We start from the raw sequence: 20,935 nt of genomic DNA on the forward strand, positions 1-20,935 counted from the left end.
ATTGAACATATTCGACCGAGCGCGTGAAAAGGAAAAGTCGTATCACGAGAAATTGTATGAAGAAGTCGTATTGTTTGAACCTGGGAGCTGGTTAGCCAAGCCCGTTCAGACCGTTCTGGATTTTTTGGACTTATTGCCGTTTCCGGATCTGCGGGTACTGGATCTGGGATGTGGCGTCGGGCGTAACAGTATCCCGGTTGCGCAGCGGATCCAATCGGGGAACGGGCAGGTCATCTGCGTGGATTTGCTGCCATCGGCTATCGACAAGCTGGTGCAGTATGCCGCGTTGTACGGCTTAAGCTCAAGCATCGAGGCACTTGCAGCAGACGTAGAGCATTACGAAATTGCCGAGGCGACTTATCACTACATTATTGCCTGTTCATGCCTGGAGCATTTGAGCTCGGAAGAAGCCTTCGTATGTAAGGTCAAACAAATGCAGGCTGGAACCGTGGACCAGGGCATTCACTGCATCATGATGAGTACGGAAGTGAAGGAAATCGATCGGAAGACTGGTTTGGAGGAAAAGGGGTTAATCGAGTTGAATCTGTCGACCGAAAGGGCCTTTTCCATCCTTGATGAGCTGTATTCGGAATGGGAAATCTTAACGAGGCGGCAGGTGCAGCAGGATATTCAAGAAGTGAAGGAGGGGAGAGACGTTCTTTTCCGAAGTCAATGGATGACCTTCACTGCGAGAAAGGGAGGGGATGGACCATGGTGAAACATACGCATCTCGGCGTTTATGGAATACTGGTTCAGCATGATCATATCCTGTTGATCCAGAAAGCGAGAGGGCCGCATAAGGGGAAGTGGGATTTACCGGGCGGCTCGATCGAGTTCGGCGAAGAGCCGGAGCATACCCTTCAGCGCGAATTTATGGAGGAGACCGGACTTGGTTCAATTAAGGGAAGCATTCGGACGGCCGTCTCTTATACGATCGTGTATCAGTATGAAGCGAATCAGATGGAAGAGCTGCATCATATCGGCATTATTTATGATGTCGAGCTGCTGGATGATCAAGCTAGAATCCAAACGGACGGTGACGGTCAAGACTCCTTGGGAGCCAAATGGATTCCGATTGACACACTGGGATTGCTGCCGTTAACGCCGTTTGTCGAGATGATGATGGAGCCCGAATTAGAGACGAATCCAGAAGCGGGGATCGAAGAATGACGATTATATATTTTGTGAGACATGCGGAATCCCCATTTATCGAGGGGAAGGAACGGTCTCGTGGATTGTCGGCGCAGGGATCTCATGCTGCGGAGCGAGTGAAAGAGATGCTGCTGGATGAAGGGATTGACGCGATCCTGTCGAGCCCTTATCAGCGAGCGAAGGACACGGTCCAACCATTGGCGGACGCTTTAGGATTACCGATTGCGGAGCAGGAGGACTTAAGAGAACGGATGGCCGGCGATTTGCAGGGACATTCCTTCCTTGATGCCAAAAAGAAACTGTTCCAGGATTCGGCCTTCTCCTTCCCCGGAGGAGAATCCGGTAAAGCCGCGCAAAGCCGTGCGATCCGGGCCTTCGAGATAATTTTGAATGCATATGGAGGCAAGCGGGTAGCGATCGGGGCGCACGGCGATATCATGACACTCATGCTCCAGCATTATGATGAGCGCTTCGATTATCATTTTTGGCTGGGAACCACATTGCCTGATATTTACCGCGCCGAATTTGAGGAAGGGCGGCTTGTGAACCTCGCGCGGTTATGGAGCGAGCATCAAGAGGAAGGATGATAAAAAGGCCAAGAATCTCGATAGATTCTTGGCCTTTAAGTTTAGTTACTATAAATGCGAGCTTATGTAGACTGCTTCGCTGCTTAAAATTTGAAAATATTGATGGTTTTCTGCAGCCGGAAAACGGCGTTATTCATCGCTTCCGCTTCTTCAGCCATCTTCTGGATCGACGAGATGCCTTCGTTCATGGAGGCCGACACTTGCTCCGTTCCGGCAGCGGATTGCTGCGTGATCGCGGATATATTCTGAATCGCGGAAGAAATGCTCTGCGCGCTATCCAGCATGGACTGGCTTTCCTTGGAGAAAGCGGCGATCTGTTCCGAAATATACTGCACGCTGTTTACGATCTCCATAAACACAAGCTCTGCTTCGCGGATCATCTCGGTCTGCTGCCTGACGACCTCCTCATTGATTTTGATGTTTTGGGACGCGTGTTTGATGTCCGATTCGATGCTCCGAACGAGATTGAATACTTCCCGGGTTGAAGACGTAGATTCTTCGGCCAGTTTACGCACCTCCTGGGCGACAACGGCAAAGCCTGCGCCATGCTCGCCAGCTCTGGCCGCTTCGATGGATGCGTTCAGGGACAACAGGTTGGTCTGATCGGCAAGCTCGGAGATCGTCTCCGTAATCTTCGTGATTCCCCTGGCGCTTTGGGCCAACGCATTGATGGATTCCGAAACCTTGGCTGTCGCTTCAATGTTTCGCTGCATCCCTGCTGACTGTTTGGCTACCGAATCCCTTCCTTGTTCAACCAGTCCCAGCGTTTCGATCGAGCGGGTATTCATTTCCTGAGTCGAATGCGTATAATTGCTGACCTTCTCTTCGATCTCACGGATGGAATGCGTCATTTCGGATACGTCTTCCGAAATTTCGTTGGCGCCGACGGCCAGCTCGTTGGAGGAAAGGGAGACTTGATTCATCACTTGAATAAGCTCCTGGTTTTTAATCGAGATGCTTGAGCTTGACGTCATCACCTGACGGGTGATATCCGAGGTTTCCTGCAATATTTTGCGAAGCTTGTCCACCATGCTGTTGAAGGTTCTGCTCAGATCGTTCATGCCTCCCACCTCCTCCACCTGGAAGGTGAAGTCGCCTTTGGCGATTTTGGCGGAAACGCTGGAGATTTCCGCGAAGGAGTTCGTAAGCGTTTTCTCAATGAGGCGAGAAAGAGGAAAAGTAAGCCCGGTTAGTACCACGACGATGACCACGCCAATGATTGCTTTACCCATCAGAATAAACGCAAGCAGCATGGGTACCGCAAACAAAGCGGCAATGAGATAACAGGCTGCGGTGATTTTTTGAGACATAGGGAGTCTGTTGAACCATGCCATAAGAATGAGTCCTCCTCAACAACATAGGATATATTTACCATGATTATAGCATCGACGGGCTAAACTAGATATAACGAATTGACAAAAAGTGTTGAATTAGGTCGAAAGAACTGAATGTGATGGGAGTGAGGGGAAGCATAGCCATATGCAGATCCCCTCTTGATGCATAGAGATGAAGCCGGATTATTTCACCGCACGAAATAAGACGGAAGCGAGATAATCCGTATTATCCAGAATCATGCGGTCATGCTTGAACAGCGTTTCCCAGAGCGCAGCATCGAACAGGAGTCCTTTATCGCGCTGCTCAAACGCATCCAGATGACGGGTTTGCTCTTCCTTTAATTGCTCGTTGAAGTGGTTGTACTCCAAAAATTCAGCCTGCTTAAAACCGCAAGACAAAAGGGACGCCGCCCATTCTTCCCTCATCATCAGATTAGGAATGCCGAAGAATTCGAGCAGCTCCTTAAGCTTCGGCTCCGGCATCGGCTTATCCAGCAGCAGTTCCCTGTCCAGCAGGACGCCTCCGCGATCCAGAACGCGGTAATATTCGGGCAGCGATTTCGAGGTATCCGTAAATACGGTGACGGACTCGGCCATGATCAGATCAAACCGGTTGTCTTCGAAAGGCAGCGCGCATACATCCGCCTGCAGGAACTCCACGTCCATACCCATGGCTTCGGCTCTTGCGCGGGCTTTTTTGATCATATTTTCGTTCAGGTCAATGGCGGTCACTTGATAACCCATCTCCGAAAGATGACAGGCGGTTCTGCCGGTTCCGCACCCTACCTCCAAAATGCGGCTGCCCGGTTGAATGGGATAATTCTTCAGCATTCTGAGGGTTGCCTCGAATCCTCCCGGGTGGGCACTGCCCATGCCTAATCTGGAGAGCATGTGAATGTAATTCATCTCATCTATCCCTTCTTCCTTATCGTCAATGCGGGTAATCGTTTATTTACCATATGATTCAGGTACGTTTGGGGTTTTCGTTGAATTTAATATTTTGAGCCCTTTTTTGTGGCGGATGAGAGAATTACTGGAGGAAACGGCCATGAGACTGGAACCGACGGAGGCAGCGATACGCGTCATGCAACGAAATTATCCCGACTGCTTGCTTGCCGTACTTGGCGGCAGCGCGAGCAGTGGTGAATATAATGAACAATCCGATCTGGACATCATCGTCATTGAACGGGACGGATATGACTTCAGCAGGAAGACGATCGAGGCGCATGGCTGGATCGCGGAAATATTCATATTGTCTTTATCCTCCTATCGCGAATATTTCGACGAGGGAGTGCTGGCGGCGAATCCGTCTTTGCAGCGGATGGTCGCCGAAGGTACGGTGCTGCGTTCGTTGCCTGAGGGAGAAGAGGTGCGGGCGGATGCCCGGAATGATTTGAATTACGGCCCCATGCCCTTGTCGTCGAGCGATATTGCCGAATACCGCTACATCCTGACCGAGTTTTTGCTGGACTTGACAAGTCCCCGCAGGGAAGGCGAAAAATGGTTTACTGTACACAAAATAGCGTCGACTCTATGCGAATTCGTGCTGAGGGCAAACCGGGAGTGGACGGGTGAAGGGAAGATGCTGTTTCGTTTATTCAACCGCTATAGCCCAGCTATGGGGGATCGACTGGAGGCAGCGCTTCTGGCGATTTATCGGGAGGACGATCCTGCGGACCTTATTGCAGTGACGGAGGAAGCGCTCAGGCCGTACGGAGGCAGGCTGCTGGTCGGTTATGAGGAATAAATAAGCCCTGCATAAAAAAGAGGGGGGTACATTAGCCGTGACGCTCGCCCGCCATAAGCAATAAGATAATAACGTGATTAACTCACGTCATTCTTTTAAATCCAGGAGGGATCTTCATGAGCGGAGCATATGGCGGCGCATGGGGCAATTCAGTAGGAACTATATTGGTTCTCTTTATCCTGCTCGTAATCATCTTGAGTGCTTGGGTTTAAACACCGTCAATATTCTTGCCTGCAATTGATAAAGGCCCGGCGCGTGCCGGGCCTTTATCTGTTGGAAAGGACCTTAAGCTTTGGCTTTGGGGGATGGGCTGTGGGCCGAAACCACCGCAGTCATGACCAGATGGCTGCTGTCGGATTGAATCGCATGTTGGAACGCGTCTTCGAGTGATCCGAACACCCGGGACAACGTCCCGTCCAATCGGCTGGCGTAATGTACGCTTCCACCGAATGTGCCCGCTGCCTTCGCACGATCCACTTCTGCGTAAATGACATCCATGTAATTGGCGCTACCCATCGGGTAAAGCGCGAATTGGCAGGCCGTTTCGATATCGGCGCGTTCCCCGATATCGTGGTTTAAGCGGGTCGAATCCTCATTCATATACGCATCGGCATCCGTATCGCCTGGGCAGCCGATAGAATAAGTACCGTTAAACACCGTGTGCACGCCGCTAGCCGCGGCATAAGCGAATATTGCTCTCGTCACATCAAACACATGCTCCGCACGTCCGCGAATACAAGTGCTTACATCATCCGTTTGGATCGAGACCTTTTCCGAATCCACGGAACGAAGCGCTTCCGTGATCACTTCAACGAACCGATCCGTCATGGGAAATACCGAGAACCGGCAACCCACGATCCGGCTGGTTCCGCATACAAGCTCATTCATAAATTTTTTTCCTCCCCATTGTATAAGTCCACGCAAAAAAACCGCACCCCATGAAGAAGTGCAGTTATGCCTACGCAAAGAAATAAACATAAATGCTACACTTCCCCACGCTAGTATGATCTAGATCGGGTGATAAGGGTTAACGGCGGTCCGCCGTCTCTCAGCACATGGCACCCCTAGTACAGCCAAACATCAAATATGCAGTTGGTATCAAGCCGGCTCCAAGAACTTCCGAAGATCAGAAGGCGAAAGGCCTGCTTCCTGTGTTATTGTATCGTTTTGCCGGCAGGTTTTCAATGGCAGGGCACCATAAAAAAGCCGCCTATTCCAATCCTCAGGGCTTGGGTAGGCGGCTTAGGCCGGCTATGGCTTACTTGTATACCTTCACGCGATCTTCAAGCGGCGCAAATTCTTTTTCGCCCGGATCTGCAACCGGTTTGCCGAAAGGCATTTGAGCGATCAGCTTCCAGTTTTCCGGAATGTTCCATTCGGACTTCACTTTCTCGTCGATCAACGGGTTGTAATGCTGGAGGGATGCGCCCAGGCCTTCTGCCTCGAGGGACGTCCATACCACGAATTGCAGCATGCCGTTGGATTGGTTCGACCAAACCGGGAAATTGTCGGCATACAGCGCGAACTTTTGCTGCAGGTCGGCAACTACGTTATTGTCCTCGAAGAAGAGAACAGTGCCGTATCCAGCACGGAATGCACCCATTTTTTCAGCTGTGGATTTGAAAGCCTCTTCGTCTCCGACAACCTCTTTCAGAATGCCTTCGGTCAGGTTCCACAGTTTGTCATGCTGTTCGCCAAGCAGTACAACGACGCGTGCGCTTTGGGAGTTGAAAGAAGACGGAGTATATTTAACGGCTTCATTAACAATCTCCTGGATGCGTTCGTCGGAAATGACCGGGTCTTTGCTGATGGCATAATGGGAACGGCGATGCTTAAGTGCTGCTGAAAAATCTTTAGACATTGAAAAAAACCTCCTGATGTAATCATGTTTGCATAAGCCTGATAACAAAGATGTCCTTTAATTCAAGCAAATATGCATGTTGAGTTGAATTGCTGTCGTTGAATTATCATTCCACATTAACTTACGTTTAGTTAGAAATAATAATTATGTTAGCATATTAATATAACTTAGAGGGATTGTCAACGCTTCGAGGGAAAGTTAATTTATATTTTTTATACCCGGTTACTGAGAATTAAATCAGCTTCTACATACGAATGTATTTCGGGAACCGCGAATCCAAGCGGCTCAGCCTCGGTGATATAAAGTTTATCTCTGCGAAACTCCATATTATGAACAAATCATGAACAAATGATACTTGGATGAACAAATTAAATGATTTTGATTCTCAATTATACTTGTCGACTGAGAATGAGAATGATATAATCCATATCAGAACGCAATTGATAATCAATCTCAATGAGAATGGTTGGGGAATTGCTGACTGCCGGAGTTTCGACAGACATACGCATAGAAGGAAGAACCATGAAGATTAGATACTTATTCGCAGCCGTTGTGGTACTCTCCATAATCTCGTTATTTATTGGAGTTAAAGATATCTCGCCACTGGAACTGTTCTCGATGACAGAACAACAACAGCATATTATGCTTGTAAGCCGGATTCCACGGCTTGTCAGCCTCATCTTGGCTGGAGTCAGCATGAGTATCTGCGGATTGATCATGCAGCAGCTCAGCCGCAACAAGTTCGTATCGCCGACGACCGCGGGCACTATGGACTCCGCCAGATTGGGGATCTTGGTTGCCATGCTCGTCTTTACGACAAGCGGCCCGCTTATCAAAATGCTCGTGGCATTCGTATTCGCACTGGCAGGAACCTTTATCTTCATGAAGATACTGGATCGGATCAAGTTCAAGGACGCGATCTTCATCCCGCTGGTAGGGCTTATGTTCGGTAACATCGTCAGCTCGGTCGCGACCTTCTTTGCCTACAAATATGATCTTATACAGAATATGTCGGCTTGGCTGCAGGGCGATTTCTCCATGATCATGAAGGGCCAATATGAAATGCTGTATCTCAGTATCCCGCTTGTGATTCTGGCTTACCTGTTTGCCAACAAGTTTACGGTAGCCGGAATGGGAGAGGAATTCGCAACCAACCTGGGACTTCATTATCGGCGAGTCGTGAACCTGGGATTGGTCATCGTTGCGCTGGTTACGGCTTCCGTTGTGCTGACCGTCGGCGTGATTCCGTTCCTTGGTCTGATCATACCTAATATTGTCAGTCTGTACTTAGGGGACCACTTGAAAAAAAGCCTTTCGCATACCGCGCTGCTGGGGGCCGGGTTCGTACTGTTCTGTGACATCCTTGGCCGGATCATCATTTATCCCTATGAAATTCCGATTAGTCTGACCGTGGGCGTACTCGGAAGCGGTATATTCATTTTCTTACTGATGAGGAGAAAGGCTTATGACTTATAAAGCCAAACTCGGCCTGTTGGCCGCGGCGGCAATCATCCTGGTGGCAGTCTTTCTGTTCATTGATCTTGGCGGCAATTGGGATTACGCCCTTCCAAGACGAATCAAGAAGGTTCTTGCCATTATTCTGACCGGCGGGGCGATCGCTCTGTCTACCACGGTGTTTCAAACGGTCACGAATAACCGGATACTGACGCCAAGCGTGATGGGATTGGATTCCTTGTATATCCTGATCCAGACGACCGTGATCTTTGTCTTCGGCTCCTTCACGCTGTATAAACTGGGCAGCAATGTTAACTTTTTGATCAATGTCGGCGCGATGATCCTGTTTGCCGGGATCCTATATAAGATTTTGTTTCAGAGGGAAGGAAACAATATTTACTTCCTGCTGCTAATCGGCATGATATTTGGAACCCTGTTCTCCAGCATGTCTTCCTTTATGGAAGTGCTGATCGATCCGAACGAGTTCCAGTACGTGTCCGACAAGATGTTTGCCAGCTTCAACAATGTGAAGACCGAGCTTCTCATCCTGTCCGTCATTGTCGTTGCGCTGACCCTGCTGTATTTTGCCCGGTTTGCCAAGTACTTGAACGTGCTGTCGCTGGGTCGTGATCAGGCGATCAACCTTGGCGTAAACTATGATTACGTTGTGAAGAGGCTTCTGATCGTTGTCGCGGTTCTCATTTCGGTGGCCACCGCATTGGTAGGACCGATCACGTTCCTTGGACTGCTTGTGGTCAACGTCGCTTATGAATTCATGAAAACATACCGGCATTCACACTTAATCACGGCGTCCATTCTGATTAGCATTATCGCCTTGGTGGGCGGTCAGCTGGTGGTAGAGCGGGTGTTTACGTTCTCTACTACGCTAAGCGTCATCATCAACTTCATCGGCGGCGTTTACTTCATATACCTGCTACTAAAGGAGAGTAAAGCATGATCCAGGTTACGAACGTATCGAAAGTCTATGGCGGCAAAAAGGTCGTTGATAACGTGTCGGTTACGATCCCGAAAGGTCAAATTACGTCCTTTATCGGCCCGAACGGCGCCGGTAAGAGTACTTTGCTGTCCATGATAAGCAGACTAACGGGCAAGGACAGCGGTCAAATTACGGTGGACGGCAAAGAGGTCAGCCAATGGAAAAGCGGGGACCTGGCGAAGAAGGTTTCGATTCTGAAGCAATCGAACCATATCAGCCTCCGCCTGACGGTGCGCGAGCTTGTATCCTTCGGGCGTTTTCCATACTCCCAAGGCCGATTGAACGCGGAAGACGAGAAATTCGTGGATGAAGCCATCTCCTATATGGAGCTTGAGGATATGCAGCATAAATATCTTCATCAGCTCAGCGGCGGTCAGACCCAGCGTGCTTATATCGCGATGGTCATCGCCCAGAACACGGAGTATATCCTGCTGGATGAACCTCTGAACAATCTGGACATGAAACACTCCGTACAGATTATGAAGATTCTCCGAAAGCTTGTCGCCGACCTGAACAAAACGATCGTGATCGTGATTCATGACATCAACTTCGCTTCCTTCTATTCGGATTACATCGTGGCATTGAAGGACGGAGCGATTGAAAGCGAAGGGAAAACCGAGAACATCATTCAGAGCAATGTTCTTCGGGGCATCTACGACATGGACATCGAGATCGAAGAGATTAACGACAATCGGGTGTGCGTATACTACGGTTAATCGATAAGCGGGATTCGAAAATATGATATGGACTCCGGGAGATGCTGATGAAGCGTGCGAGCTTCACTCCCTGCACAAGGACTAGGCCGCCTTGGTCAAAGGACGGCATGGTTTCCTCTGTCCAAATTGAATTACATATTCAACCATAAATTCAAATATATGTTGAATCATAAAGATTTTAAATATAAAAAATGGGGTGTTAGGAATGAAAAAATGGTTGGCTTTATTTATGGTAGCAATGTTCACGCTTGTGCTCGCGGCTTGTGGGCAGGACGATAAAACTAGCGGTGCGGGTGGAGGCGACGCTGCGGGAGAAACGCCGCCTTCGTCCGAAGAAATTACGATTACCCATAAGCTGGGCGAAACGCCTGTCAAGAAAAATCCTTCCCGCGTCGTCGTATTCGATTTTGGCATTCTGGATTCCGTGGATAAATTGGGCGTTGAGGTTTTGGGCGTTCCGCAAGCGAATATCCCGGCATACCTGTCCAAATTCGAAGACAAGAAATATGAGAATGTGGGCAGCCTGAAAGAGCCTGACTTTGAGAAAATCAACAGCATCGATCCGGATCTGATCATTATTTCCGGCAGACAGCAGGATGCATACGAGGAACTCAGCAAAATTGCCCCGACGATCTTCCTTGGCGTGGACACAAGCAAATACATGGAATCCTTCAAAGAGAACATGAATACGCTGGGTCAAATTTTCGGTAAAGAAGCCGAAGTTGAAAAAGAGCTTGCCACGATCGACGAAAACATCAAGGCTTTGAATGAGAAAGCTACTGCAACCGGCAAGAAAGCCCTGATCATTCTGGCAAACGAAGGCAAAATCAGCGCATACGGCCCAGGCTCCCGTTTCGGCATTCTGCATGACGTGTTCGGTTTCGGTGCCGTCGATCCTAACATTGAAGTGAGTACGCATGGTAAAGATATTTCCAATGAATACATCGTTGAGATGAACCCGGATTATCTCTTTGTTGTGGACCGCGGTGCAGCGGTAGCCACGGGTGAAGGAGAATCAGGCGCCAAAGCGGTTGTCGAGAACGAACTTGTCAACACAACCAATGCCGCGAAAGAGGGCAACATCGTGTATTTGAACCCTGACTTCTGGTATCTGTCCGGCGGCGGATTGACATCCGTATCCGAAATGATCACGGAAGTAGACGCAGCCGTTAAATAGACGGACGCTAAGCTATGAATATGGAAGCACTGGAGTTTCTTGACGAAGCTCCGGTGTTTTATTTTTTTGCATTAGGGTAAGTGGATATCGGATAATAGGCTGACAGACCCTAACGTTAAATAGATGTTAGTCAATCATGATATCAAATAATCGCAGCTTAGAAGAATCGATTAGGAGGTCATTCTTATGTTTCAAAATCAAATCTATATCGCGGGAAAATGGATTCAGACCGAGGAGCAGATGGATGTATATAACCCGGCGGACGGCACGGTTATCGGTACCGTATCCAAAGGCGGAAAGAAGGAAGCCCGGCTTGCCGTCGATGCGGCCGCCGATGCTTTTCCGGCATGGTCCCGCAGAACGGCGAACGAGCGGGGAGAGCTGCTGCGCCGCTGGCATGAGCTGATCGCGGAACATACGGACGAATTGGCAAGGATTATGACTACGGAGCAGGGGAAACCGCTGAAGGAAGCGGCGGGCGAGATTCAATATGCCAACAGTTTCGTGGCATGGTACGCGGAAGAAGGCAAGCGAATCTACGGCGAGACCATCCCCGGATCATCCAGCCGCCAGCGCATCATTGTAACGAAGCAGCCTGTTGGCGTCGTTGCCGCCATCACGCCGTGGAATTTCCCGGCCTCCATGATTACACGTAAGGTAGCGCCGGCCTTGGCGGCGGGATGCACCGTGGTGATCAAACCATCCGGCGAGACGCCGTTCACGGCGATCAAGCTGGTGGAGCTAGCGGATCAAGCCGGCATTCCGGCCGGGGTCATTAACATCGTAACCGGGTCTTCAAGCGACATTTCCGGCGTGTGGCAAGAGGACAGCCGGGTTAGAAAGCTGTCTTTTACGGGATCCACCGAAGTAGGGAAACAGCTGATGGCCGGCGCGTCGGCCAACGTCAAGAAAATATCGCTGGAGCTTGGCGGCCATGCCCCGTTTATCGTGACCGATCAGGCGGACCTGGATCAAGCGGCTGCGGGATTGATTTCTTCCAAGTTCCGCAACGGGGGACAGACCTGCGTATGTGCCAACCGGGTTTATGTTCAGGCAGGGATCGCGGAGAAATTCGCTGCGAAGTTTACTGAGCTTGTCAAGCAATTGAAGGTGGGCAGCGGAATGGAGGAGGGGGTCGATATCGGTCCCTTGATTAATCGGGAAGCCGTGGATAAAGTCGTACGACAGATCAAGGATGCGAAAGAGAAAGGCGGCATCGTCTTGGCAGGCGGTCAAGCCCTGCCCGAGCTCGGCCGCAATTATGTGGAGCCCACGGTCATCATGAACGCTACGGACGACATGGAGTGCATGAACGAGGAGACCTTCGGCCCCCTTGCGCCGATTACCACTTTCGAAACGATAGACGAAGCCGTGCAGCGTGCCAATAACAGTCCGTATGGCTTGGCCGCCTATGTATTTACGCAAAATCTGGGTGAAGCGGTACGCATTGCCGAATCGTTGGATTACGGGATTGTAGGCGTGAATGATCCGGTGCCTTCGACAGCGCAAGCGCCGTTCGGCGGCTTTAAGGAGAGCGGGCTCGGCCGGGAAGGCGGACATTACGGAATGGAGGAGTTCCTGGAGGTAAAATACATTTCGCTTGGATTATAAGAGTGGAACCCGGCATCTTCACGCTCCCAGTGATAGCGCAAGCGGAAAGAAGCCTCTGACAGGGAAGCGGCAGCTTACTGCGCTGCATGAACAGAACGAAACTTGTTGTTAAACGAAAAGTAAAAGGGCGTCCTCAAAGTCTGCAGACCGCGAGAACGCCCTTATTGCATTATGGCTGAATCGTTACAGGTTGGCCGGTCTCGGCGGATTCATTGGCCGCCAGCGTCACTTCCAGCGTCTTGAAGCCGTCTTCGTAGGATGCCAGCACCAGGCTCGGGTCATTGTTCCGAATGGCGTCAATAAAGGCATTGGTAAGATTTTTGTAAAAGTCCGTCTTGCTGCGGTACACCACTTCCTTCTCCTTGTCTACGATGGAGAGCGTGGTTCCGTCCAGGACGACCCGGAAATCCCGGCCCATAATCTCGATGCCGCTGCGGTGATCGAACTGGATAAACCCGGTTTGCATATGGCCGACGGCTCCGGAATCCAGGGCGAATTGGATGGCGCCCACATCCGGAATGTCCAGATCCGGGATGTCATTGACCAGCAGCAGTTTCATATCGGCATACAGGCGGGTGATGTCGCCGCACAGGTAACGGACCAAGTCCATGGTATGCGTGGATTGCTCAACCAGCTGCCCGCCGGACAATGCCTTTTTGCGCCACCATGGAGTCGGCACAGGCGTTGTGATGTAGTGGGCGCGGACCATGCCGATTTTTTTGTCCTTGAGAAAATCCTTGGCGATCGCCACCGTATCCAGGTACCGCAGGCAGTAACCGGAGGCGGCGATGATTCCGCTTTCAGCAATGACTTTGGCTTTATGGCGAACGGACTCGACGTCCAGTCCCAGCGGCTTCTCCACCATCAGGTGAATGCCCTTGGCAGCTGCCTGCTCTTCAATGTCGCCATGGCAGAAGGGCGGGATGCAGACATACAGCACATCGAGCGGCTCCTGCTCCAGCATCGTGCTGCCGTCCGTATAATAGGCCGCACCGTAAAGCTCGGCCTGCTGTTTGGCTAACGCTTCATTCGTATCGCATATCGCGGCCAGCTGGACATGTTCGTTCCCGTGAAGATTTTTAATATGGACGGCGCCCATGCCGCCCGCTCCCATCACGCCTGCTTTAATCATAGGTTGCTTCACTCCCGATCGTATAAATGTTGGCTCCAAGTTCCGGTAACTCGATTACTCACACGTGATTATAGCCCCGCCATCCATATTATTCAAGCATTCATTTGGGCCCGGATTCACGGATCCGCTATGAGAAAAGGCACAGAAGGCCTTCTCGTATACGACGAGAAAACGACTTCTGTGCCGGTTATCGAATCACAGCTCCGACATCGCGATCGTCCGCTTGTCCGCGGACGATCGGTAGGCGGCTACGGCCACGGCCAGCGCATGAAGCCCGTCCTCGCCGGTAACGGATGCCTCCGCGGCGCCGGAGGAGATGGCATCCACGAAATCCCTGATCAGGCTGGCATCCATGCTGTCACCCCAAGCCTGATGGCGGTATCCGGATTCATCGGTGTATACGTGCAGCTTCTGACTGGTGGCATTGACGCTGAGGGTCCCGGCGGAACCGACGATTTCCAAGGTGACGTCGCCCCAGGTCGGGAACTCCTTGTTGCGGGACCAGCTGCAATCCAGCGTAGCAAATACGCCATTGTCGAATTCCATGGTCAGGATGCCGCTGTCATCAATCGGAGCTTCCGAGATGAGATGGTCGACCTCGGCGTACACTTCCTTGACCTCGGCACCGGTGATCCAGCGCATAATATCGGCGACGTGTACGGTATGGTCAATGACGGCTCCTCCGCCGGAGAGCTCCGGATCGATGAACCAACCGCCGGGATTGCGTCCGCGGTTGGTTCCCTTCATGGCCAGAATGCGGCCTAGTTTTCCCTCATCGATCATCTGCTTGGCCCGCACGACCGTCGTATTGTAACGCACCGGGAACGCCGTTTGCAGCAGCACGCCGTTTGCTTTGCAGGCATCAATCATGTCCTGTGCATCCTGTATGTTGGTCGAGAGCGGTTTTTCGCAGAGCACATGAACCCCGGCCGCAGCGGCGGCCAGCACGTGCTCCTTATGATGCGCGTTCTCGGACGTCACGATGACGCCGTCCAAGCCTTGGTCCAGCAGCTCGCGATAATCCCGATAATAGGCGGTTTCGAAATGCTCGGCGTATTTCCGGCCGCGCTCCTCTACAGGGTCGGCGATGCCGGCAAGCTCCACGCCTTCAATCCCGAGAAGGGCTTTGGCATAACTGAACGCATGCATATGCGCAAAGCTGATCACTCCCAATTTCATGACTTTCTCTCCTTGTTTAGTGATATGAAAGTATATCCCGCAGAGGCTTGCCCTCCTTATCCAGCAACAAAATCTGCAGGATGCGGGCTCTCTCAGATAATACATCGATCGCGTTTATTTCATGTCGAGGCGAGGGTAAGCGCAGCGTCCCCGACAACCACCGGCTCGCCTGCAGCCATGGAGGCTAGAGCGGCAAGTGCGATGCGAAGCGCTTCATATGCGTCTTCGGCGGAAACCAGCGGTTCGCTGCCGTCGCGGATGCACGACATAAAGTGTTCCAGTTCCCGGTAATAGGGACTTCGTTCAAGCGGACTTTCCGGAACGGCGACGCCGGGAATCGTCGCGGCACTGCTCCGCGATTTGAAGAGAAGCGGGCTGTCCTTGGCACTATCGTAGTCAATGATGCCACTGGTGCCCGCCATCTCCAAATTCATGGAGAAGCCGTCATGGGCCCAGGTGCCCTCAACATGAGCGATGACGCCGCTGCGGAAGCGAAGGGTCACCAGCGAATAATCCAGCTGAGCCTGGAGGCGGCCGTTCAGCCCCTTGGCATAGACGCGCTCAACTTCTCCGAAGCACCAGCGCAGGTAATCAAAATCATGGATCATCGCATCCAGCGTAATGCCGCCGCTCGCTCCAAAATCGCTGTACCAATGGTTCCAGCCGATCGGATAACCGCCGCCGCGGCCAGCCCGGATGACGGCAGGCTTCCCGATGCTGCCTTGATCGAGCAGCGACTTGGCCTTCACGTATTCCGGGAAGAAGCGCAGCACATGACCGACAAACAAGCGTACGCCCTTATCACGGCAGTAGTTGATCATGAATCGCGCGTCTTCTTCGGTTCTTGCCAGCGGTTTCTCGCATATGACATGCTTGCCGATGTCCGCCGCTTTGACAACGTAGTCCTTGTGAAGCGGTGTTGGCAGGCAGACGTCGATGACATCAATCTGCCCTGCACCCAAATCCTCTACCGCGGCTTCGAACGAACGATAGGCGCCTGCTTCATATTCGTCCGCAAGCTGCCTCGCTTTCTCCAGCCGGATATCGGCGATGCCGGCAAGCTTCACTCCCGGCATCGAAGCATAGGCGGCGGCATGGGTTTTTCCCATGGCGCCTGCCCCAACGACTAACACGTGTAACATTTATCGTACACTCCTTTTTTACTTGGTGGGCTGATTCAGCCGTTATCCTTTGATCCCATTCATGGCTATGCCTTCAATGAAATACCGCTGAAGGAAGATGAACAGGATGATGATGGGAAGGGTGGCCATCAAGGCCCCGGCCATAAGCAGCGGATAATCGGTGGAATGCTGCCCCTGGAAGCTGGATATCCCGATCGAAAGGACGCGCATCTCCTCGGAGCTCGTCATAATGAGCGGCCACAGCAGATCGTTCCATGAAGCTAAGATGGTGAAAATCGCCAGCGAGACGAGTGCGGCCTTGGATAACGGCAAGTAGATATTCCAGTAAATTCGGAAATAACTGCAGCCGTCGATTTTGGCAGCCTCCTCCAGATCCTTCGGCAGCGTCATGAAGAACTGTCTTAACAAGAACGTGCCGAAGGCGCTGAATATGCCGGGTACGATGAGCACGTAAAACGTATCGAGCCAGTTGAACTCGCGCATGATGACAAAGCTCGGAATCATAACGACTTGGGAAGGTACCATCAATACGGCCAGGAGGGCGAGAAAAATGGCATTCTTGAACGGGAACCTCAAGCTGGCGAATGCATAGGCTGCCAGCGAGCACAGAATGAGCTGGCCCGCGGTGCGACCCACCGTCACGATGACGGTGTTCAAATAATAAGTGCCGAAATCAATGGTTTGGATGACACGAAGGTAGTTGTCCGGATGCCATTCCACAGGCAGCCATTTCGGCGGAACGGACATGGAGTCGGCAAAGGACTTGAAGGATGTCGAGATCATCCACAGAAACGGCATGATCATGAGCAGCGCCCCGACGGCTAACAGGATGTGTACCGCCAGGCGGCTTGCTTTTTCAGCTTGGGTTGAAGAAGTCACGTCTACGCACCTCCTGTTATTGGTAATGGACCCAGCGCTTCTGAATGTACATCTGAACCATGGTGATGATCAGAATGACCACGAAGAGAATGAAGGCTTGCGCCGAAGCGTACCCCATGTTGAAGTATTTGAATCCGTCTTCCCAGATGCTGTATACCACCGTCCGGGTGGACTCGAGCATCGTGGTCTGCTGATCCATCATGATGAAGATCAGGTCGAACACCTGGAACGAATTGATGAAGGACATGACCAAAACAAAGAACAAACTGGGCGTGAGCAGAGGCAGCGTAATCCGGAAGAACTTATACAGCGTCCCCGCTCCGTCAAGCGAAGCCGCTTCATAGTAGCTGCCGGAGATGCCCTGCAGACCCGAGAGCAGAATGACGGCGTTATAACCGATGCTGCTCCACACGCTGACAAGCACGATGGAGAACAAGGCGAATTTCTCGTCAAACAGCCAGTTGGGCTGCGGCAGGTTTATGACGCCCAGCACATGGTTGATTAATCCGAATTCGGAATTGTACAACCATTTCCACACCATGCCGACCGCGATCGGCATGGTGATGACGGGAATGAAATAGAACGTGCGGTAGAAGACCATACCCTTGATCTTCTGATTCAGCAGCACCGCCAGCACCGTTGCCAGTGCAACGGATAACGGTACCGTACCGATGGTATACAGCGTCGTGTTCAGCATGGAGCCGGTGAATTTGTCGTCCTTCATCAAATTCGCGAAGTTATCGAGCCCGATGAATTGGGGGGCAGTCAATCCGTCCCAGGAAGTGAACGACAGAAACAGGGAGGCGGCGGAAGGTGCCATGTAGAACAGACCGAGGCCCAGCACGACAGGCAGAATGAAGATGTATCCCCACATGGCTTCGTGAAAGGCAAGTTTCCCGACCTTTCGCTTGGCCGTCGTTTCAGGAGGTTTCGTGGTCACAGTGATGGGAGAGCTCACAGGCTGCACCGTCCTTTCTTAGGTTCCGTATTGGAAGGGGCTGTTCGTTAATTGGTTTCCGTCGCAAGGATGGCATTCATCTGCTCACCCGCATTTTTCAACGCCTCTTCAAACGTTTTCTTGCCGAGGAAAGCGGCCTGGATTTCCTTCACTTCCGCGTCCTGCCACTCTGCGGTTTTTTGGGATACGGGATACGGGACGGCAAACTCCAGGCTGTCGACGAACACTTGCAGATCAAGCGAAGGAATGGATTTCAGCCATCCTCCCTCCGTGCCTTTGTAAGCAGGCATCGAGAAGCCCGAGTCGGCCAGCAATTCCTGTCCTTCCTTGCCGGATAGAATCTGAATCAATTCCCAGGACTCCTGCTCGACCTTGGTTTTGCCGTTGATGGCCCAGCTGAGCCCATGGACGATGGACGCCTTTTCCTTTCCGGCGGGCAGAACCGCGACGCCCAGCTTGTCGCCAAGCAGCTTGTGCAGTTCCGGAGAGTTGACGGAGATTCCCGGGAACATGGCGGCTTTGCCCGATCCGAACAGCTGGCGCGACTTGGTTTCAAGCTGCTGCTGCGCATTCGGAGAGTAGCCTTTTTCAATCAGGCTCTGCTGCCATTTGAATGCCGAAAGAGCTTCCGGCGTATCGTAACCGGACGTTTTTTTATCGTCGGATATCACGAATCCGCCGGCCTGGGCAATATAGTTGTAATAACCGATTTGACTGTCGATCGGCGTAATGTAGCCGTAGATTCCGTTCGATTTATCCGTCAGCTTGGCTGCGTTCTCTTCTACCGTTTCCCAGGTCCAGGTATCGTCCGGATAGGGCAGCCCGGCCTTGTCAAACAATTCTTTGTTGTAGAATAGTCCTACGGAATCCTGGAAGTAAGGAAGTCCGTGAAGCTTGCCTTGATAGGTATACATATCGACGAGCGCTTCGGTATAAACCGAGGTGTCGAGCCCGCTTTGCTCGATCAGGGGGGACAGGTCTTTGATCAGACCGGAGGAGGCATACGAGTGAAAGTTGGGTCCGTTCATCCAGTAGACGTCGGGACCGCTGTTGCCGGCGAGGCTGGTTTTCAGCTTGGTCCAATAATCCGCCCATGGGGTGTAGGTCACCTTCACCTGTACATTGGGGTGCTTCTCATTGAAAATTTTGATGGATTTGTCCAGCGTGTCCCGCACATTTTCGTCCCACAGGGCAACGTTGATGACCTTCTTGCCATTATCTCCTCCGGAGGCATTGCCGCCCCCGCAGGCGGACAGCAGGGCGGAGAACACGAACAGTACCGAAATCAGGACAGACATTCTTTTTTTCATCAAATAACCCTCCTTGAATTCACATGGTTTTTGATCAAGCGTTGATGGTCGTGTGGCTTGTTCGAAGCGAATCGATCCCCCAAAGCGCCCCCTTTGTGTTTGAGTATAAAAAGCGATAGTTATTCCAATTGTCGAAAAAAGTTAACATCCATATGCTATCTATCTTGACAGAATAACCAGCTTCTATTGCGAAAGATTATATAATTACCTTGTTTATTTTTCAAGATAGCGATTTCAAATCCTTTTAAATTCTTTTTTTCACAATATGAGAGAGTCATTATCAAATCTTACGCCGTATGTTATTTCGATGGATGGAATAAGTTTATATCCGCTTGTTGAAAATGTTATAGTGGTTCTAACCTCATTTTTCCGATACAGAAAGTCGCACTACAATGAAGAACCCATAGAAAGGTTGAACTTGCTTGAACAATATGAAAAAAGGCAATCACAAGCTGATCCAGGCGCTAAACCGGTCCAAGGTGCTGAACAAGATCCGTACGGAAGGCCCTATATCCAGAATCGAACTGGCCAAAAAAAACAAGCTGAGTCCCTCCACGGTGGCATCGGCCGTTCAAGAACTGATCAGGGAAGGCTACGTTTCGGAAATTGGAACAGGCTCCTCCAGCGGCGGTAGAAAACCCATACTGCTTAAATTCAATCCGGATAATCACTTCCTGTTAGCCGTAAGCATAACGAATTCGGTCATGATACTGGCCCGGATGAATCTGGAGGCGAAGGTGCTCGCGAAGGAAACGCACCCTATAGCCGGACTCCAGGGAGAAGCGGTTATCGAACGGCTGCTGCAGCTGATGGATGATTTCATGGCAGGTCAAGAGGATCTGGAACGGTGCGTCGGTATTTCCATTAACGTCCCCGGCATTGTGAGCGACAGCCAGGGCGTCGTGCACTATAACACGAAACTGCGGATGACGAATGTTCCATTGAAACGGATATTTGAAGACCGCTACGGAATGCGGACCTGGGTTGAGAATGACATGAATTCCGTTGTGCTTGCCGAACGCCGGTTCGGCGATTACGCGTTCGCGAATCTGATCTATATATCCATCGGGGACGGGCTTGGTTCCGGTATATTGATTAACGATCATCTCCTAAGAGGCAAGCATGGCGGTGCCGGGGAGTTCGGGCATACGAGCGTGAATCGCAGCGGAATCCGCTGCGAATGCGGCAATGCAGGCTGCCTCGACAGCTATATCAGCTGGATTGCCGTGTATTCCCGCATTATTACGGCAATCGCAACGGGAAGGCCGACGCTGATCCAGGAGCTGAGCGGAGGGGATTACAGTAAAATTGTTCCGTCCGTATTCAAGGAAGCCCTTCGCAAGGGGGACAAGCTGGCGAGGGATCTGAATGAAGAAGTGGCCGAACACTTGGGGGCGGCCATCGTCAACCTGGTGAACATGTTTAATCCCGAGGCGTTGATATTAGGCGGGGATTTGGCGCATGGTAATCCGGAATTGCTGGACATGGTCAGCGCATATATCGACCGGCATGCGATGCCGATTCTGAAGGATGACATGGTTTTCGGCTTGGCTTCCCTGGGCGAGGAGGACAAGCTGATGGGTGCGGCTTCGGTCCTGCTGCAGGACCTGCTGGGCTTCTCTTTGATGGAATAATGGATTTGACAACGTTTCCATCTGCACGTTATCTTTGGTTAAATGCATAAGCAGAAAGGGGAGA

21 protein-coding genes and 1 riboswitch are annotated in these 20,935 nt (G+C 51.4%); of the genes, 11 read left to right on the forward strand and 10 right to left on the reverse strand.

Features of this window, described 5'->3' with window-relative positions:
- Position 1 precedes the first annotated feature (1 nt).
- From AC3RCL_RS09365 to AC3RCL_RS09375, 3 genes are read left to right on the forward strand one after another with little or no spacing between them, the layout of a single operon-like run.
- Positions 2-718 carry a class I SAM-dependent methyltransferase gene (locus AC3RCL_RS09365; protein WP_492535251.1) on the forward strand — a complete coding sequence of 239 codons (717 nt, stop codon included), beginning with the start codon at positions 2-4 and terminating at the stop codon, positions 716-718.
- Complete coding sequence (locus AC3RCL_RS09370) at positions 712-1,170, forward strand: NUDIX hydrolase (protein WP_096776764.1); 459 nt, start codon at positions 712-714, stop codon at positions 1,168-1,170. Before AC3RCL_RS09365 ends, AC3RCL_RS09370 begins: the two co-directional genes overlap by 7 nt.
- The gene (locus AC3RCL_RS09375) at positions 1,167-1,739 is read left to right on the forward strand and encodes a histidine phosphatase family protein (protein ID WP_492535252.1); all 573 of its coding nucleotides are present in this window, start codon (positions 1,167-1,169) and stop codon (positions 1,737-1,739) included. Before AC3RCL_RS09370 ends, AC3RCL_RS09375 begins: the two co-directional genes overlap by 4 nt.
- 83 nt (positions 1,740-1,822) lie before the next feature.
- Here AC3RCL_RS09375 and AC3RCL_RS09380 read toward each other — a convergent pair whose 3' ends face one another.
- Positions 1,823-3,073, reverse strand: coding sequence for a methyl-accepting chemotaxis protein (locus tag AC3RCL_RS09380; RefSeq protein ID WP_492535253.1), 1,251 nt, complete (start codon positions 3,071-3,073; stop codon positions 1,823-1,825).
- 183 nt (positions 3,074-3,256) lie between these two features.
- The gene (locus AC3RCL_RS09385; protein ID WP_492535254.1) at positions 3,257-3,979 is read right to left on the reverse strand and encodes a class I SAM-dependent methyltransferase; all 723 of its coding nucleotides are present in this window, start codon (positions 3,977-3,979) and stop codon (positions 3,257-3,259) included.
- A 142-nt stretch (positions 3,980-4,121) separates the two neighbouring features.
- On the opposite strand from AC3RCL_RS09385, the gene AC3RCL_RS09390 reads away from it, so the two are divergent.
- Together AC3RCL_RS09390 and AC3RCL_RS09395 are read left to right on the forward strand one after the other, a co-directional pair.
- Positions 4,122-4,820, forward strand: coding sequence for a nucleotidyltransferase domain-containing protein (locus AC3RCL_RS09390; RefSeq protein ID WP_452516130.1), 699 nt, complete (start codon positions 4,122-4,124; stop codon positions 4,818-4,820).
- A 116-nt stretch (positions 4,821-4,936) separates the two neighbouring features.
- Entirely contained in the window at positions 4,937-5,032 is a 96-nt protein-coding gene (locus tag AC3RCL_RS09395; protein WP_015736424.1) for a hypothetical protein, read from the forward strand.
- Between the two features lie 73 nt (positions 5,033-5,105).
- Here AC3RCL_RS09395 and AC3RCL_RS09400 read toward each other — a convergent pair whose 3' ends face one another.
- Positions 5,106-5,708 carry a YkoF family thiamine/hydroxymethylpyrimidine-binding protein gene (locus tag AC3RCL_RS09400; RefSeq protein WP_492535255.1) on the reverse strand — a complete coding sequence of 201 codons (603 nt, stop codon included), beginning with the start codon at positions 5,706-5,708 and terminating at the stop codon, positions 5,106-5,108.
- 85 nt (positions 5,709-5,793) lie between these two features.
- A riboswitch (TPP riboswitch) is annotated at positions 5,794-5,896 on the reverse strand.
- A 182-nt stretch (positions 5,897-6,078) separates the two neighbouring features.
- Positions 6,079-6,681, reverse strand: coding sequence for a nitroreductase family protein (locus AC3RCL_RS09405; RefSeq protein ID WP_009589776.1), 603 nt, complete (start codon positions 6,679-6,681; stop codon positions 6,079-6,081).
- A gap of 522 nt (positions 6,682-7,203) precedes the next feature.
- Between AC3RCL_RS09405 and AC3RCL_RS09410 the strand changes: the two genes are divergently transcribed.
- From AC3RCL_RS09410 to AC3RCL_RS09430, 5 genes are all read left to right on the forward strand, one after another.
- On the forward strand, positions 7,204-8,157 hold the full coding sequence (locus AC3RCL_RS09410; protein ID WP_015736422.1) for an ABC transporter permease: 954 nt from the start codon (positions 7,204-7,206) through the stop codon (positions 8,155-8,157).
- Positions 8,147-9,094, forward strand: a complete 948-nt coding sequence (locus AC3RCL_RS09415) for an iron chelate uptake ABC transporter family permease subunit (protein WP_009589942.1) — start codon at positions 8,147-8,149, stop codon at positions 9,092-9,094. The genes AC3RCL_RS09410 and AC3RCL_RS09415 overlap by 11 nt, the downstream gene beginning before the upstream one ends.
- Complete coding sequence (locus tag AC3RCL_RS09420) at positions 9,091-9,849, forward strand: iron ABC transporter ATP-binding protein (RefSeq protein WP_009589818.1); 759 nt, start codon at positions 9,091-9,093, stop codon at positions 9,847-9,849. Before AC3RCL_RS09415 ends, AC3RCL_RS09420 begins: the two co-directional genes overlap by 4 nt.
- A 205-nt stretch (positions 9,850-10,054) precedes the next feature.
- On the forward strand, positions 10,055-11,026 hold the full coding sequence (locus AC3RCL_RS09425; RefSeq protein ID WP_096776758.1) for a siderophore ABC transporter substrate-binding protein: 972 nt from the start codon (positions 10,055-10,057) through the stop codon (positions 11,024-11,026).
- 186 nt (positions 11,027-11,212) lie between these two features.
- Positions 11,213-12,637, forward strand: a complete 1,425-nt coding sequence (locus AC3RCL_RS09430; protein ID WP_452516124.1) for an NAD-dependent succinate-semialdehyde dehydrogenase — start codon at positions 11,213-11,215, stop codon at positions 12,635-12,637.
- 169 nt (positions 12,638-12,806) lie between these two features.
- Here the strand turns inward: AC3RCL_RS09430 and AC3RCL_RS09435 are convergent, their stop codons facing one another.
- The 6 genes from AC3RCL_RS09435 to AC3RCL_RS09460 all read right to left on the reverse strand — a co-directional run bounded on the left by AC3RCL_RS09435 (position 12,807) and on the right by AC3RCL_RS09460 (position 19,237).
- Positions 12,807-13,769, reverse strand: coding sequence for a Gfo/Idh/MocA family protein (locus AC3RCL_RS09435; protein ID WP_492535256.1), 963 nt, complete (start codon positions 13,767-13,769; stop codon positions 12,807-12,809).
- A gap of 195 nt (positions 13,770-13,964) precedes the next feature.
- Positions 13,965-14,948: a Gfo/Idh/MocA family protein gene (locus tag AC3RCL_RS09440; RefSeq protein ID WP_096776756.1), complete on the reverse strand. Its 984-nt coding sequence runs from the start codon at positions 14,946-14,948 to the stop codon at positions 13,965-13,967.
- Between the two features lie 119 nt (positions 14,949-15,067).
- Positions 15,068-16,090, reverse strand: a complete 1,023-nt coding sequence (locus tag AC3RCL_RS09445) for a Gfo/Idh/MocA family protein (protein WP_277746425.1) — start codon at positions 16,088-16,090, stop codon at positions 15,068-15,070.
- A 42-nt stretch (positions 16,091-16,132) separates the two neighbouring features.
- Positions 16,133-16,969, reverse strand: coding sequence for a carbohydrate ABC transporter permease (locus AC3RCL_RS09450; RefSeq protein ID WP_492535257.1), 837 nt, complete (start codon positions 16,967-16,969; stop codon positions 16,133-16,135).
- Between the two features lie 16 nt (positions 16,970-16,985).
- Complete coding sequence (locus AC3RCL_RS09455; protein ID WP_492535258.1) at positions 16,986-17,927, reverse strand: carbohydrate ABC transporter permease; 942 nt, start codon at positions 17,925-17,927, stop codon at positions 16,986-16,988.
- A gap of 47 nt (positions 17,928-17,974) precedes the next feature.
- Positions 17,975-19,237: an ABC transporter substrate-binding protein gene (locus AC3RCL_RS09460; RefSeq protein ID WP_015736414.1), complete on the reverse strand. Its 1,263-nt coding sequence runs from the start codon at positions 19,235-19,237 to the stop codon at positions 17,975-17,977.
- 431 nt (positions 19,238-19,668) lie between these two features.
- Between AC3RCL_RS09460 and AC3RCL_RS09465 the strand changes: the two genes are divergently transcribed.
- Positions 19,669-20,871, forward strand: coding sequence for an ROK family transcriptional regulator (locus AC3RCL_RS09465; protein ID WP_249732814.1), 1,203 nt, complete (start codon positions 19,669-19,671; stop codon positions 20,869-20,871).
- Positions 20,872-20,935 lie beyond the last annotated feature (64 nt).

The sequence above is a fragment of the Paenibacillus sp. MT86 genome, from assembly GCF_058792535.1.